This window comes from Thioalkalivibrio sp. ALE10 (genome assembly GCF_000381385.1).
Classification (GTDB): domain Bacteria; phylum Pseudomonadota; class Gammaproteobacteria; order Ectothiorhodospirales; family Ectothiorhodospiraceae; genus Thioalkalivibrio.
On sequence record NZ_KB906452.1, the window covers coordinates 17,017 to 30,997 of the forward strand.

The 13,981-nt window shown below is 66.7% G+C and carries 16 protein-coding genes; all 16 read right to left on the bottom strand.

Annotation, left to right across the window (positions count from 1 at the left end):
• Positions 1-6 precede the first annotated feature (6 nt).
• Positions 7-1,347: a Fe-S cluster assembly protein SufD gene (sufD, locus tag F788_RS0106495; protein ID WP_019589664.1), complete on the bottom strand. Its 1,341-nt coding sequence runs from the start codon at positions 1,345-1,347 to the stop codon at positions 7-9.
• Entirely contained in the window at positions 1,344-2,093 is a 750-nt protein-coding gene (sufC, locus tag F788_RS0106500) for a Fe-S cluster assembly ATPase SufC (RefSeq protein ID WP_018870140.1), read from the bottom strand. The genes sufD and sufC overlap by 4 nt, the downstream gene beginning before the upstream one ends.
• A gap of 335 nt (positions 2,094-2,428) precedes the next feature.
• Positions 2,429-2,851 carry a SufE family protein gene (locus F788_RS0106505; protein WP_019589665.1) on the bottom strand — a complete coding sequence of 141 codons (423 nt, stop codon included), beginning with the start codon at positions 2,849-2,851 and terminating at the stop codon, positions 2,429-2,431.
• A 51-nt stretch (positions 2,852-2,902) separates the two neighbouring features.
• Positions 2,903-4,351: a Fe-S cluster assembly protein SufB gene (sufB, locus tag F788_RS0106510; protein WP_018870142.1), complete on the bottom strand. Its 1,449-nt coding sequence runs from the start codon at positions 4,349-4,351 to the stop codon at positions 2,903-2,905.
• 367 nt (positions 4,352-4,718) lie between these two features.
• Positions 4,719-5,129 (bottom strand): nucleotidyltransferase domain-containing protein, encoded by a 411-nt coding sequence (locus F788_RS0106520; protein WP_019589667.1) that lies wholly within the window; start codon positions 5,127-5,129, stop codon positions 4,719-4,721.
• Between the two features lie 47 nt (positions 5,130-5,176).
• Positions 5,177-5,554 carry a holo-ACP synthase gene (gene acpS, locus F788_RS0106525; protein ID WP_019589668.1) on the bottom strand — a complete coding sequence of 126 codons (378 nt, stop codon included), beginning with the start codon at positions 5,552-5,554 and terminating at the stop codon, positions 5,177-5,179.
• Positions 5,555-5,573: 19 nt separating this feature from the next.
• Complete coding sequence (locus F788_RS0106530; protein ID WP_019589669.1) at positions 5,574-6,350, bottom strand: pyridoxine 5'-phosphate synthase; 777 nt, start codon at positions 6,348-6,350, stop codon at positions 5,574-5,576.
• A gap of 16 nt (positions 6,351-6,366) precedes the next feature.
• Positions 6,367-7,026, bottom strand: a complete 660-nt coding sequence (locus F788_RS0106535; protein ID WP_019569769.1) for a DNA repair protein RecO — start codon at positions 7,024-7,026, stop codon at positions 6,367-6,369.
• Positions 7,027-7,042: 16 nt separating this feature from the next.
• Positions 7,043-7,963 (bottom strand): GTPase Era, encoded by a 921-nt coding sequence (gene era, locus F788_RS0106540; RefSeq protein WP_019589670.1) that lies wholly within the window; start codon positions 7,961-7,963, stop codon positions 7,043-7,045.
• Positions 7,960-8,640: a ribonuclease III gene (rnc, locus tag F788_RS0106545; protein WP_018870149.1), complete on the bottom strand. Its 681-nt coding sequence runs from the start codon at positions 8,638-8,640 to the stop codon at positions 7,960-7,962. Before rnc ends, era begins: the two co-directional genes overlap by 4 nt.
• 41 nt (positions 8,641-8,681) lie before the next feature.
• Positions 8,682-9,038 (bottom strand): DUF4845 domain-containing protein, encoded by a 357-nt coding sequence (locus F788_RS0106550; RefSeq protein WP_018870150.1) that lies wholly within the window; start codon positions 9,036-9,038, stop codon positions 8,682-8,684.
• Positions 9,039-9,080: 42 nt separating this feature from the next.
• Complete coding sequence (gene lepB, locus F788_RS0106555) at positions 9,081-9,851, bottom strand: signal peptidase I (RefSeq protein WP_018870151.1); 771 nt, start codon at positions 9,849-9,851, stop codon at positions 9,081-9,083.
• Between the two features lie 47 nt (positions 9,852-9,898).
• Positions 9,899-11,701 carry a translation elongation factor 4 gene (gene lepA / locus F788_RS0106560; RefSeq protein WP_018870152.1) on the bottom strand — a complete coding sequence of 601 codons (1,803 nt, stop codon included), beginning with the start codon at positions 11,699-11,701 and terminating at the stop codon, positions 9,899-9,901.
• Positions 11,698-11,937, bottom strand: a complete 240-nt coding sequence (locus F788_RS0106565) for a glutaredoxin family protein (RefSeq protein ID WP_018870153.1) — start codon at positions 11,935-11,937, stop codon at positions 11,698-11,700. The genes lepA and F788_RS0106565 overlap by 4 nt, the downstream gene beginning before the upstream one ends.
• A 58-nt stretch (positions 11,938-11,995) precedes the next feature.
• The gene (locus F788_RS0106570; RefSeq protein WP_018870154.1) at positions 11,996-13,417 is read right to left on the bottom strand and encodes a DegQ family serine endoprotease; all 1,422 of its coding nucleotides are present in this window, start codon (positions 13,415-13,417) and stop codon (positions 11,996-11,998) included.
• 82 nt (positions 13,418-13,499) lie between these two features.
• Positions 13,500-13,979, bottom strand: coding sequence for a SoxR reducing system RseC family protein (locus F788_RS0106575; RefSeq protein WP_018870155.1), 480 nt, complete (start codon positions 13,977-13,979; stop codon positions 13,500-13,502).
• Between the last annotated feature and the right edge of the window lie 2 nt (positions 13,980-13,981).

The window sequence follows — 13,981 nt, forward strand, 5'->3', positions numbered from 1 at the left end:
GTGTCATCACGCTTGTGCAAGAGTGGCGGGCACGGCCTCCGGGAGACGCTGCGCGAGCCGGTTCTCCACCACCGCCCGGACCGGATCCAGTTTCATCGGCTCCAGCACTTCTTCGGCAAAGGCGTAGACCAGCATGCCCCGGGCGATCTCCGGCCCGATGCCACGACTGGCGAGGTAATACAGCGCATCGGCATCCAGCTGGCCGACGGTGGCGCCGTGCGCCGCCTTCACGTCGTCCGCGTAGATCTCCAGCTCCGGCTTGGCGTCGATCTCCGCCTTGGGCGACAGCAGGAGATTGGCGCTGTGCTGCTCCGCGGCGGTCTTCTGGGCCCCTTCACGGATCAGGACACGCCCCTTGAATACCCCGCGGCCCCGGCCCTGCGCGATACCCCGGTACTGCTCGCGGCTGGTGGTATGCGGGACCGAGTGGTGGACCCGCGTGTGGGTATCCACATGCTGCCGGTCACCGACCAGGAACAGGCCGTTGAGATGGGTCTCGGCGCCGGGCTCCACCAGGTCCACGTTCAGGTCGTGCCGCACCAGGCGCCCGCCCAGATTCACGTTGTGCGAGGTCACCACACTGTCGCGCCGCTGGCGGACGAAGACATTGCCGACGTGATAGGCGGTATCCGCATGCTCCTGCACCAGATAGTGGTGCAGGTGAGCCCCGGCATGGGCCTCGATCTCGGTAACCGTGTTGGTGAAACTGCGCGCCCCTTCCCCGTCCACGTAGTGCTCGATGATGGTGGCCTCACAACCGGACTCGCCCACAACGAGAACCCGGGGGTGGCACCAGACATTCTCACTGGACGGGGTTCCGTAGAACACCAGGTGGATCGGGCGCTCCAGCACCACACCGGGCTCCAGGTGGATCACGGCCCCGTCGGTCAGGAACGCGGTATTCAGCGTCGCAAACGACGAGTACTGGTCGTGGGCAAGCCCGTCCAGACACTGTTCCGGGATGGTCGCCCCCTCCCGGATCGCCGTATTCAGGCCGTCGATGCGGACCCCTCGAGCCAGTCCGTCGAGTCGCGACAGGTCGTCGCGCAGGAACCCGTTCTCGAACACCAGGCGCCAGGGCTCGAGCTCGCCGAAGACATGCTCCTCGAGCGTCGCGGCCTCAAGCAGCCCGCATTCGCTGGCAACCGAGAACGGCTTGTTGGCGATCGGGCGAACGTTGGTGTATTTCCATTCCTCGGCACGCGGGTCGGGGAAGCCGGACTCCGCAAACCGCTCGGCCGCCGCCCGCCGTCGTTGCGCGAGCCACGGCGGCAGGTCCGCACTCAACGTTCCCTGCAGCTGCTCGAGCTGCCCGATGTAATGGGTATCCAGTGCGTTCGCGCTCATGCGGCCTCCTTGATGATCCCCTGGTAGCCTTCGCGCTCGAGCTCCTGGGCCAGCGTCTTGTCACCGGACTTGATGATCCGGCCGCCGGACAGCACATGGACGTAGTCCGGCTCGATGTGGCTCAGCAGGCGCTGGTAATGGGTCACCAGCACGATCGCCCGGTCCGCCGAACGCAGGTGGTTCACCCCTTCCGCCACGATCTTCAGGGCGTCGATGTCCAGCCCGGAGTCGGTCTCGTCCAGCAGGGCCAGGTGCGGCTCCAGCACCAGCATCTGGAGGATCTCGTTGCGTTTCTTCTCGCCCCCGGAGAATCCGGAATTGATCGCGCGATGCAGGAAGCTTTCGTCCATCTGCATCATCTGCATCTTTTCCCGCACCAGGGTCAGGAACTGGAAGGTGTCCGCCTCGGGTTCGCCGCGGTGCTTGCGCTGGGCGTTGTAGGCTTCCTTGAGCAGATAGATGTTCTTGACGCCGGGGATCTCCACCGGGTACTGAAAGCCCAGCAGCATCCCTTCGCGGGCGCGGATCTCGGGTTCCATCGCCAGCAGGTCCTGATCCTGATAGGTGACCGACCCCGACGTGGCTTCATAACCGTCGCGGCCGCCCAGCACCTGGCACAGGGTGCTCTTGCCGGAGCCGTTGGGTCCCATGATGGCGTGGACCTCGCCCGGTTTTACCTCGAGGTCGATCCCCCTGAGGATCTCCTTGTCGTCAATCGATGCATGCAGGTCGTTGATCTTCAGCATGTGCGTTGTCCTCCGGGTACCTGGAAATTCAGTGTCGGTTTGGCGCGCCCTAGGGAAACACGGATCAATGTACACACTCGCGTTGTCACGCCAGGTTTTCCGAGACAAGGCGCGGTGCGCAGCCGGTAGTGGTTCTACCGGCAAGGGCCGCAACGCAGGATCGGGGAACCTGGCGTGACAACCCCCCACAAGTTATTGAATGCAGGGGCTCGGCCGCTTTTGCGCGCGCACGGCGTTGCGGCTCCCTTGTGCAGAATGACTGCACGGCGGTCACCGCGCCTTGTTCGCACGCAAAAGCGACTCGAGCGCGAGCGTGTACATGGATCAGTGTTTCCCTAGGCATTCGTCCGGGCATGCTCGAGGGCCAGCTCCTTGACCCGGAGCATGAGCGCCTCCATGCCGGCGCGCCGGGTCGGGCTGAGGGCTTCGTCCATGCCGACCTCGCCCAGCAGTTCATACGGGTCGGTGTTCAGGACTTCCTCCGGCGTCTTGTCCCGGAACGGCAGCAGCATCAGGGCCATCAGGCCCCGCACCATGGACGTCTCCGCGTCCGCCTCCAGCACCAGCCGCGGGGGCTCCTGGTCGTCCAGATGGGCGATCAGCCACGCCTGCGTGTTGCAGTCCTTGACGCGGTTCTCCTCCGTGAGCGCCTCCTCCGGCAGGGTCGGCATCTGGCGTCCCAGATCCTCGATCATGCGGAAGCGGTCATCCCAGTCCGGCATCATCTCGAATGCGCTTAACAGTTCTTGCTTGTTCATATCGGACCCCTCTTGTCGGACGCGTGTGCGAACGGGCTGCCGGGACAGCGGCTAGCCGACCGCCCCTTCCAGAGAAACACTCAGCAGGGCCTCGGCCTCGGTGGCGAATTCCATGGGCAGCTCGCCGAAGACCTCCTTGCAGAAACCGTTCACGATCATGTTGACGGCATCCTCCTCGGACAGACCGCGCTGCTTGAGGTAGAAGATCTGATCGTCACTGACCGTGGAGGTCGTCGCCTCGTGTTCGATGTTCGAGCTCGGGTTTTTGGCCTCGATGTACGGATAGGTGTGCGCGCCGCAGGTCTCCCCGAGCAGCAAGGAGTCGCACTGGGTGTAGTTGCGGGCGTTCTCGGCCCCGGGGGTCATGCGGACCAGGCCGCGGTAGGCGTTGTTGGCGCGGCCGGCGGAAATGCCCTTGGAAATGATCGTGCTGCGGGTATTGCGCCCCACGTGGATCATCTTCGTGCCGCTGTCGATCTGCTGGAAATTGTTGCCCACGGCCACCGAGTAGAACTCGCCGACCGAGTTGTCGCCCTTGAGCACGCAGCTCGGATACTTCCAGGTGATGGCGGACCCCGCCTCGACCTGCGTCCAGGCGATCTTGCTGTTGTCACCGCGGCACTCGCCGCGCTTGGTGACGAAGTTGTAGATGCCGCCCTTGCCTTCTTCGTCGCCCGGGAACCAGTTCTGCACGGTGGAGTACTTGATCTCCGCATCCGCCTCGGCGACCAGCTCGACCACTGCGGCGTGCAGCTGGTTCTCGTCCCGCTGGGGCGCCGTGCAGCCCTCGAGGTAGCTCACGTGCGAACCCTCCTCGGCGATGATGAGGGTGCGCTCGAACTGGCCCGTGTCCATCGCATTGATGCGGAAATAGGTCGACAGCTCCATCGGGCAGCGCACGCCCTTCGGCACGTATACGAACGAGCCGTCGGAGAACACCGCCGAGTTCAGGGCGGCGAAATAGTTGTCATTGCGCGGCACCACGGAGCCGAGGTAACGCTCGACCAGTTCCGGGTATTCCTGCAGCGCCTCGGAGAAGGAACAGAAGATCACGCCGGCATCCGCCAGTTTTTCCTTGAACGTGGTGGTCACCGACACGCTGTCGAACACCGCATCCACCGCGACGCCGGCCAGGCGCGCCCGTTCGTCCAGCGGGATGCCGAGCTTCTCGTAGGTTTCCAGCAGCTTGGGGTCGACCTCGTCCAGACTCTGCGGTGCATCGTCCTTCGACTTCGGCGCCGCGAAATAGGAAATCGCCTGGAAATCGATCTTCGGATAATGCACATGCGCCCAGGTCGGTTCGCGCATCTGGAGCCAGTCGCGGTAGGCCGCAAGCCGCCATTCGAGCATGAACTCGGGTTCCTGCTTCTTGCGCGAGATCGCCCGAATGACGTCTTCGTTCAATCCCGGGGGCAGGATGTCCTGCTCGATATCGGTGGAGAAGCCCCACTTGTACTCGCCCTTGACGAGTTGCTCGATGTCCTTCGGCTGGGTCGACATAAGCCTTGCCTCGGTTGTGCGGTTGAACTCACGCGAGGGCAGAGCAGGATCCGGTTGCAGCCCGCGGCTCCCGAGACGCCGACCGGGATTGGCGTTACATCCCGTCGTCGCCTGAATCAGGCGGTCGCCTCCGCCCTCTGTCTTCGGTTCCGACGATAAGAGAATTCCTGAGTAATTCAATAAGGATTACACCGAGCATTGATACAAGCCCCGCGGGAAGTCATGTGCTTGTGGGGCGGAAGGGGAAGTGCCGGGGGGAGAGAGGCTGCGTCGCCGACCTGACGGCGCACTGCGGCATGGGGCCGGACGCATGCCGGGCGAGCGCCGATGACCCGACCGGGCAGGTCACCAGCTCCCGCGACTTCGGCTAATGGCTCCGTGCTCCGCGGCGGTATTCCTGCAGATAGGGGAGGACGTCGAAATAGGCGTTGCGCGCCGCCACCTCGAACGCGGCGCGGCGGTCCGGGGCGCGGTCCAGCAGCAGATGGCCGTCGCGCAGGATCCGGTGCACGAGATCCGGCGGAGCGGAATGCAGGTCGACCAGATCGACCCGGCGGCCCAGCGTGTCCGACAGATCCATTTCCAGGCGCGCCAGTGGATCGAGCAGCGAGCGGGACATCGGCTCCGGCGTGAGAACCGCGAGGTCGATGTCGCTGTCGGGGCCGGCCTCCCCCCGCGCATGGCTGCCAAACAGATAGGCCGCAATCACTGCGTCCTGCTCCGCAAGCCGGGTGCGCAGGAGTGTCGCCAGCGGACTGTCGCTCATCTCGAGAATCATGCCTCGAGTATCCGGCTCCACGCAGGAGCGTGCAACGCCGGGCAGGCTCAGGCGCGTTCGATGATGACGAAGGCCTGGGCGTAGTCGCGTTCGTCGGAGATGCTGAGGTGGACGGGGCCGGCGCCGAGGCGTTCGGCGGTGGCGCGGGCGCGGCCTTCCAGCACGAATTCCGGGCGGCCGCGGGCATCGTGGGTGACGCCGGCGTCGACCAGGGCCATGCCGGCGCCGACGCCGCAGCCAAGCGCCTTGGACAGGGCCTCCTTGGCGGCGAAGCGCCGCGCGAGGAAGCCGGCCGGGTCCTGCGCGGGGAGATCGGCGCGTTCCACCGGATGCAGGATACGTTCGGCGAAACGTTCGCCGTGGCGCGTCCACAGCGCCTGCATGCGCGCCACCTGCACCAGGTCGGTGCCGAGCCCGAGGATCACGCCGAAGCCCTCGCCCGGGTCACACCGGGTACTGGCCGACCGGGGCGCCCTCGCGCGCGGCGTCCATCAGGCCACGCATGTGGCTGACCGCCTCCGGCAGCCCGGTGAACAGCGCGCGGGCCACGATCGAGTGGCCGATGTTGAGTTCGTTGAACACCGGGTTGGCGGCGATCGCGCGCACGTTGTCGTAGTCCAGGCCGTGGCCGGCGTTGATCACCAGCCCCATCTGCCGCCCGGCCTCGGCCGCCTCGTTGATCTGCGTCAGCAGCCGCTCGCGTTCACCGGCATCGGTGGCGTTGGCATAGGCCCCGGTGTGCAGTTCCACCACCGGGGCGCCAATGGCAACCGCGGCCTCCAGCTGCCGCACGTCGGGCTCGACGAACAGCGACACGGCGATGCCGGCCTCGCGCAGCGGGCCGACGAAGGCGGTCAGCCGTTCGCGCTGGCCGACGGCATCCAGTCCGCCCTCGGTGGTCAGTTCCTCGCGGCGCTCGGGGACGATGCAGCAGTATTCCGGCCGCAGGTCCAGGGCGATCGTCTGCATCCCGTCGGTGGCGGCCATCTCCAGGTTCATGGGCACGGTCAGGCGCGGCTTGATGCCGAACACGTCGTCGTCCTGGATGTGCCGGCGGTCCTCGCGCAGATGCAGGGTAATGGAGTCGGCCCCGCTGGCCTCGGCCAGGCGCACCGCCTGCATCAGGTCCGGGTACGGCGTGTGCCGCGCCTGGCGGATGGTCGCGATGTGGTCGAGGTTGACCCCCAGCTTGAGCGCGGGAACGGATGCGGCGTCGGTCATGGTATCGGTTTCCTGTTCAGAGCAGACCGCGGGTTTGCAGCGGCCGGCCGTCGAGATGGGCGTCGATCAGCGCGCGCATGAAGTCGCGGCTGGCCCGGGCGAGATTATCCGGGACGTCCCGGCCGCTGGCCAGTGCCTGCAGCGCGGCGCCGGGCACGGCGCCGGCGGTGCGGGCAGGCACGTCGTGCAGGCCGTGTTCCGGTTCGTAGCGATACCAGGCTTCCGGCTCGAGATCATCCGGGTCGATGAACGCGAGACCGGAATCCAGCCCCCCCAGCAGCTGCCACTCGGCGCGGCGCAGAATGCGGTCCGCGGGCCGCTCGCCGGCAAGCTCGGTGTAGGCCCCGGTCAGGGTCTGCAGGGTGTCCTCCAGCGGGGCGTCGCGCGGGAACAGGCGCAGCACCAGTTCATTCAGATACAGGCCGCAGACCAGCCGGCGACCGGTCAGCGGGTATACCCGGCGTTCCTCGGCCACGCTGAGCGAGGGCAGTTCCCCGCGCCCGCGCCAGGCGAGATCCAGCAGGACGAACGGGCGCACGCTGCCGGCGCGCCCGCGCGCCACCGCGGCAACGCGCCCCGCCCGCTCGGTGACCAGCTCCACCACGCGGCTGTTCTCGCGCAGCGGGCGCGCATGCAGGACCACGCCCGGGGTGACCTCGCTGGCGGCGCTGCTCATGTACGGAATCCGGTGGCTACCGCGGTTCCTCGATCCCGAGCTCGCGCAGCGCCCGCGGGCTGCGCGACCAGTCCGCCTCGACGCGCACGGTGAGGTTGAGCATGACCTTGCGCTCCAGCAGCGATTCGAGCTGATGGCGCGAGGCCTGACCGATCTGCTTGAGCCGGCGCCCGCCCTTACCGATGACGATGCCCTTCTGGCTGTCGCGCTCGACCAGGATCACCGCGTCGATATGCGCGGTGTGCGGGGCGTCTTCCCAGTTCTCGACGCGCACGGCGACCGAGTAGGGCACCTCCTCGCCCAGCTGTTCCAGCATCGCCTCGCGGATCATCTCCTCGGCGCGAAAACGCTCCGGGCGGTCGGACAGCTGATCGGGGTCGTACAGGAACGGGCCCTCGGGCAGGCGGTTGCGGATCTCCTCGATCAGCCCCGGCACGTTGGTTCCACGGCGCGCGCCGATGGGTACCACGCCGGCATACGGAAACGCGGCCATGCGCTCCTCGATGAACGGCAGCAGCTCTTCCTTGTTCTTCTGCCGGTCGACCTTGTTGATCACCAGCAGGGCCGGGCGCCCGGAGCTGCGTATCGCCGCCTCGATGCGCTCGTCGCCCTCGCCGAAACGGCCCGCTTCGGTCAGGAAACAGATCAGGTCGGCATCCGCCAGCGCCTGGCTGGCGGTGCGGTTGAGCACCTGGTTCACCAGTTTGGTGCGCTGCTGATCGATCCCGGGGGTATCCATCAGCACGATCTGGTCGTCACCTTCGGTGACGATGCCGAGGATGCGGTTGCGCGTGGTGTGCGGCCGGCGGGTGGTGGCCGCCAGCTTCTCGCCCACCAGGCGATTCATCAGGGTGGTCTTGCCGACGTTCGGACGGCCGATCAGGGCGACCAGCCCGCAGCGCGTGCCGTCGCCTGCCTCGTTCTCGGGTGTGTTCATTGTTCCTGGGTCTGCTGGAGCCGGTGGAGGGCCGCTTCGGCCGCGGCCTGTTCGGCCCGGCGGCGGCTGGAACCGCGTCCGTGCTGTCCCCAGCCCTGAGTGGGCAGGTGCACGGCCACGGTGAAATGGCGCTGATGGTCGGGTCCGGAGACCTCCAGCACCTCGTAGACCGGAAGCTCCGCGTTGCGACCCTGCAGTTTCTCCTGCAGCCGGGTCTTCGGGTCCTTCAGGGTCTCCGCTGCGGGGAGGTTTTCCAGACGCTCGGCATAGAGCGCGAGCGTGAAGTCGCGCGCGGCGTCGAAGCCCGCCTCGCGATAGGTGAGCCCGATCAGGGCCTCGACCGCATCGGCAAGAATGGAGTCGCGCCGCTGGCCGCCGCTCTTGCGCTCGCCCTGGCCCAGATTGAGCATGCCTTCCAGACCGGTCTCGCGCGCCAGGGCCGCCAGCGATTCGCGATTCACCAGCGCGGCCCGCAGCCGGGTCAGGTCTCCCTCGGGCGAGTCCGGCAGCCGCTCGTACAGGGCATCGGCAACCACCAGGCCGAGTACCGCGTCACCGAGGAATTCCAGGCGCTCGTTGTTGCGCCCGCCGGCACTGCGATGGGTCAGCGCCTGGCGCATGCCTTCGCCGTCCCGCACCGCCTCGGGCAGCAAGGTTCGAAAATCCCGTTCAGCCATGCACGTCTGGATCCTTCCGTTCGCGTCCCGATCTCATGTCGTCAGTCCGCCAGGGTCGCGGAATAGGAGAACTGCGCAACGATGTCGATGTTGCCCAGAAAGCCGCGCCGGATCTCGTAGTCGATGTTCATCGCCGGACCCTCGTCACCTTCGCCGACCGAGAAGTGCTCTTCCTCGATCTCGTCCGGCACCGTGTTCAGCTGAAAGCGCCGGCGGACCTCGCTCCACAGTTCGTCTTCGCTCTTGTCCGCCGCGCCCGGCTGCTCCGCCACGTCCTGCATGATCGAGCGCACCGTCAGATACTGGGTGTACTGCGTACCCATCTGGATCACGAAGGTGAGCACGATCAGGGCCAGGAAGATCATGGCCATGATGGTGGTGGCCCCGGCGCCCTTCATTCTGGTCTTCGATTGCATGGTTACCCCCGTCCCTGTCATGTATCAGCGTATGGCCTGCCCGATGCGGGAAAAGTCCATATGACTACCATTGTAATCCCAGTGCAGCCAGATGAAGAGCGCACGCCCCACCAGCAGCTCCTCGGACACGAAGCCCCACGACCGGCTGTCGTTGGAGTTGTCGCGATTGTCCCCGACCATGAAGTAATGCCCGTCCGGCACGACCACCCGCCCTTCCGCGGCCGGGCGGTCCTCGCGCATCAGGGTGTTGTACGTCCGGTCGCCCATGGTCTCCTCGAACAGCGTGGCACCGGACATCACCGCACCGGAGCCCTCGCCGTCGAAGGTACCGACCTCTTCGGCCGGCTGCGGCTCGCCGTTGACGTACAGCACGCGGTCGCGGAACTCGATCTCGTCACCGGGAAGCCCCACGACGCGCTTGATGTAGTCCTCGGCCGGATTGCGCGGATACTTGAATACCGCGACCTCGCCGCGTTCCGGGGCCCCGGTGTCGAGGATCCTGGTGCGCGTGACCGGCAGGCGTACGGCATAGGAAAACTTGTTCACCATGATGAAATCGCCCACCAGCAGGGTCGGCATCATGGAGCCCGAGGGGATGCGGAACGGTTCGGCAACGAACGAGCGCAGGACCAGCACGATCAGCAGGATCGGGAAGAACGAGCGCGAGTAGTCCACATACCAGGGCATCTTCGCCCGGCGCTCGGGGCTCAGCCGTCGGCGCAGCACCGCCCATACCAGCCAGATCAGGCCGGTTACCGCGGTCGCCACGACCAGGATCAGTTCCAGATTCGCCATGCTGTTTCCCTGCCCCCGCTACCGGCCCGACGGCCCGGTGGTTCCCGTCATTTCTCGTCCACCGAGAGTACCGCGAGAAAGGCCTCCTGCGGAACGTCCACCTTGCCGATGGACTTCATCCGCTTCTTGCCTTCCTTCTGTTTCTCCAGCAGCTTGCGTTTGCGGCTCACGTCCCCGCCGTAGCACTTGGCGAGCACGTTCTTGCGCATCGCCTTGACCGTCGAACGCGCGATGATCTTGGAGCCGATCGCCGCCTGGATGGCCACCTCGTACATCTGCCGCGGGATGATCTTCGCCATGCGCTCGGTGATCTCGCGTCCACGCGATTCGGCTTGGTCGCGATGCACGATCGCCGAAAGCGCATCCACCCGGTCGCCGTTGATCAGGATGTCGACCCGCACCAGCGGGGCTGCCTGGAAACGCAGCGGGTGGTAGTCGAACGAGGCATAGCCGCGGGTCGCGGACTTGAGCCGGTCGAAGAAGTCCAGCATGACCTCGGCCATCGGCAGTTCGTAGGACAGCTGCACCTGACGCCCGTGATAGGCCATGCGGGTCTGCACCCCGCGCTTTTCGACGCACAGGGTCATGACCGCGCCGACGTACTCCTGCGGCACGAGGATATTCGCCTCGATGACCGGCTCGCGGATCTCGGCGACCTCGTTGTTCGGCGGCAGCTCCGAAGGGTTGTGCACGGGCACCACGCTGCCGTCGTTCTTTTCCACCTCGTAGACCACGGTGGGCGCGGTATTGATCAGGTCCAGGCCGTATTCACGCTCCAGGCGTTCCTGCACGATCTCCATGTGCAGCATGCCGAGGAAGCCGCAGCGAAAGCCGAAGCCCAGGGCCGCCGAGGTCTCCGGCTCGAATGACAGCGCGGCATCGTTCAGGCGCAGCTTGTCGAGCGCGTCGCGCAGGTCGTTGAAGTCGTCCGCGGAGACCGGGAACAGACCGGCGAATACCCGCGGCTGGATTTCCTGGAACCCTGGGATCGGCTCGTCCGCCGGGTTGTTGAAGTCGGTGATCGTGTCACCGACCTTGGCCCCGGAGATGTCCTTGATGGTGGCGATCATGTAGCCCACCTCGCCGACGTCCAGATACTCGCGATCCACCGGCTTGGGCGTGAACACCCCCACACGATTGACCTCGTGCGGGCGTTCCACCGCCATCGCCTTGATCTTCTGGCCGGCATGCAGGCGCCCGGCCTTGACCCGCACCAGGGCCACCACGCCCAGGTAGTTGTCGTACCACGAGTCGATGATCAGGGCCTTCAGCGGAGCTTCCGAATCGCCCTGCGGCGGGGGGATGCGCCGCACCAGCTCCTCCAGCAGCTCGCTGATGCCCTCGCCGGTCTTGGCCGACACCCGCAGGGCATCGGTGGCCTCGATCCCGATCACGTCCTCGATCTCGTCGGCCACGCGGTCGGGTTCGGCCGCGGGCAGGTCGATCTTGTTGAGCACCGGCACGACTTCCAGCCCCTGGTCGATGGCGGTGTAGCAGTTGGCCACGCTCTGCGCCTCCACGCCCTGGGAGGCATCCACCACCAGCAGCGCACCCTCGCAGGCGTACAGCGAGCGCGAGACCTCGTAGGAGAAATCCACGTGGCCCGGGGTATCGATGAAGTTCAGCTGGTAGCGCTGGCCGTCGTTGGCGTCGTAGTACAGCGACACGCTCTGCGCCTTGATGGTGATCCCGCGCTCGCGTTCAAGATCCATGGAGTCCAGCACCTGCTCCGACATCTCGCGCTCGGTCAGCCCGCGGCAGCCCTGGATCAGGCGGTCCGCAAGGGTCGACTTGCCGTGGTCGATGTGGGCGATGATGGAAAAGTTACGGGTCAGACGGGTATCACTCATGCGGGCCCCAGCAGGTCCAGCAGTGCCTCTCGGTCAAGAAAGTGGCAGCAGAGAATGTCGCCGTCGACGGCAAGAACCGGCACCTTGGTGTTGTAGCGTTCCCGCAGGTCCGGGTCCTCGTCGATGTCGACGACGTCGAGCGTAAAAGTATAACGGCTTTGCAAAGCAAAAAGCTCTGCGAGCATATGCTCGCAGAGCCCGCAGCCTTCGCGATGGTACACCGTCAGTTGCGTCATGTGCGATGCACCGGCCCCGAAACCCGGCCCCGACACCCGGGGCCGGCCGGCGGCCCCGTCAGTCCTGCGGAATGCGCAGGGCAATGAAGGTGGGGTTGCCACCGCGCTGGATCAGCACCGGGACGGTCGTGCCGGGGCCGGCCTGCTCGATGCGTTCTTCCAGCTCTTCCAGCGAACCCACCGGCTGCCGCGCGAACTGCACGATCACGTCGCCCGGCCGCACGCCGGCGCTGCGCGCGGGATTGTCCTCGACCTCCAGCACCACCAGGCCGTTGTCGACGCCAAGCTCCTCGCGGGTTTCGGCGTCCAGCGGCTCGAGGCGCATGCCCAGCAGGCTCTGCGGCTCGGGCCGGGCCTCCTCCGGCTGCGCCGGGGCCGACCGGCGTTCGGCGACGTCCTCGGGCAGCGCCTCGATGGTGACCTCGAGGGTCTTGTCCTCGGAGCCGCGACGGATGTCCACCTCGACCTCGCTGCCCACCGGCGTGCGACCGACGATCGGCGGCAGCGCGCTGGAATTCGGCACGTCCAGGCCATTGAAGCGCAGGATCACGTCACCGGCCTCGAACCCCGCCTTCTCCGCGGGACTGTCCGCCTGCACTCGGGCGACCAGGGCACCGGAGGGCTTGTCCATGTCGAACGACTCGGCCAGATCCCGGGTAACCTCCTGGATCAGCACACCCAGCCATCCGCGGGTCACTTCGCCGTGTTCACGCAGCTGGGTCACCACGTCGCCCACCACTTCGATGGGGACCGCAAACGACAGGCCCATGAACCCGCCGGTACGGCTGTAGATCTGGGCATTGATCCCGATCACCTTGCCGTCGAGATTCATCAGCGGACCACCGGAGTTGCCCGGGTTGATGGCCACGTCGGTCTGGATGAAGGGTACGTAGTTCTCGCTCGGCAGGCTGCGCCCCTTGGCGCTGACGATCCCGGCGGTGACCGAGTGGTCAAAGCCGAACGGCGAGCCGATCGCCAGGACCCATTCCCCGACCCGGAGCTCCTCGGAGGAACCCAGCTCCAGCGTGGGCAGGTCCTCGGCGTCGATCTTCAGCAGGGCCACGTCGCTCTGCGGGTCGGTACCGACGACCTCGGCATTGAACACGCGCCGGTCGGACAGGTGGACCACGATCTCCGAGGCACCCTCGACCACGTGGTTGGCGGTCACGATGTAGCCGTCTTCGCTGTAGATGAAGCCGGAGCCGAGCGAATCACGCTCGCGCTGGCGCGGGTCGCCACCGGAACCCGGGGGCTCGCCGAAGAAACGCTCGAACAGGTCCTCGAACGGAGTCCCTTCGAACTGACGCATGCCGCCGTGTTCGGGCACCTCGCTGGTGCGGGTGGCCGAGATGTTCACCACCGCCGGGCTGTGTTCTTCCGCCAGCGGCACGAAATCGGGCAGATGCCGCGCCGAAGCGGGCAGGGACAGGGCCAGAAAGACCAGGGCGACCAGCGCCCATTGCATCGGTTTCAGCATCATTGAATCCCTCTCCGGGAAGCTTGAACGGACATGCCTCTGGACGTCGCGAAGGCGCGCAAGTTCCCCGCGGGCCGCGACAGGTTCAGCCGGCGCGGGTGGCGACCGGCCGCACGATGCCGCTGCCCGGCTGGCGCGCGAGCACCACCGGACGGAACGCGGCATCGCGCTGGCGCATCCAGCGACGTACCCCCAGCAACCCCGCCCCGAGGCCACCGAGGCCCGCCAGCAGCAGCACGCCCTCGCCGGCACCGGGGAACAGGGCCATGCCCAGCGCGGGCACGCCGATCAGGCCGGCCAGCGGCAGCAGGTACATCATCAGCGCACCCGCGACCAGCGCGGTGTCGCGTACGCCGAGGGTGACGGTATCGCCGGCCTGCAGGTCGCCGGAATGGCCAACCCGGACTTCGATGGGCTTGCGCCCGAGGACGTCCGACAGGACCCCGCTGCCGCAACCGCTGCGCGCGGAGCAGCTGCCACAGGTGGACCGGCGCTGGATGCGCACGCGGGCGGTGTGCCCGTCCACGTCGAGAACTTCACCCTGTTCCTCGATCCAGTCACTCATGC

What these genes read in the sequence shown, in the direction of transcription:
- era (WP_019589670.1), bottom strand. Translation starts at nt 7,963, where the DNA reads ATGAACACACCCGAGAACGAGGCAGGCGACGGCACGCGCTGCGGGCTG.
- sufC (WP_018870140.1), bottom strand. Translation starts at nt 2,093, where the DNA reads ATGCTGAAGATCAACGACCTGCATGCATCGATTGACGACAAGGAGATC.
- F788_RS0106530 (WP_019589669.1), bottom strand. Translation starts at nt 6,350, where the DNA reads ATGACCGACGCCGCATCCGTTCCCGCGCTCAAGCTGGGGGTCAACCTC.
- rnc (WP_018870149.1), bottom strand. Translation starts at nt 8,640, where the DNA reads ATGGCTGAACGGGATTTTCGAACCTTGCTGCCCGAGGCGGTGCGGGAC.
- F788_RS0106505 (WP_019589665.1), bottom strand. Translation starts at nt 2,851, where the DNA reads ATGAACAAGCAAGAACTGTTAAGCGCATTCGAGATGATGCCGGACTGG.
- lepB (WP_018870151.1), bottom strand. Translation starts at nt 9,851, where the DNA reads ATGGCGAATCTGGAACTGATCCTGGTCGTGGCGACCGCGGTAACCGGC.
- F788_RS0106550 (WP_018870150.1), bottom strand. Translation starts at nt 9,038, where the DNA reads ATGAAGGGCGCCGGGGCCACCACCATCATGGCCATGATCTTCCTGGCC.
- F788_RS0106520 (WP_019589667.1), bottom strand. Translation starts at nt 5,129, where the DNA reads ATGATTCTCGAGATGAGCGACAGTCCGCTGGCGACACTCCTGCGCACC.
- sufB (WP_018870142.1), bottom strand. Translation starts at nt 4,351, where the DNA reads ATGTCGACCCAGCCGAAGGACATCGAGCAACTCGTCAAGGGCGAGTAC.
- F788_RS0106570 (WP_018870154.1), bottom strand. Translation starts at nt 13,417, where the DNA reads ATGATGCTGAAACCGATGCAATGGGCGCTGGTCGCCCTGGTCTTTCTG.
- F788_RS0106565 (WP_018870153.1), bottom strand. Translation starts at nt 11,937, where the DNA reads ATGACGCAACTGACGGTGTACCATCGCGAAGGCTGCGGGCTCTGCGAG.
- F788_RS0106535 (WP_019569769.1), bottom strand. Translation starts at nt 7,026, where the DNA reads ATGAGCAGCGCCGCCAGCGAGGTCACCCCGGGCGTGGTCCTGCATGCG.
- lepA (WP_018870152.1), bottom strand. Translation starts at nt 11,701, where the DNA reads ATGAGTGATACCCGTCTGACCCGTAACTTTTCCATCATCGCCCACATC.
- sufD (WP_019589664.1), bottom strand. Translation starts at nt 1,347, where the DNA reads ATGAGCGCGAACGCACTGGATACCCATTACATCGGGCAGCTCGAGCAG.
- F788_RS0106575 (WP_018870155.1), bottom strand. Translation starts at nt 13,979, where the DNA reads ATGAGTGACTGGATCGAGGAACAGGGTGAAGTTCTCGACGTGGACGGG.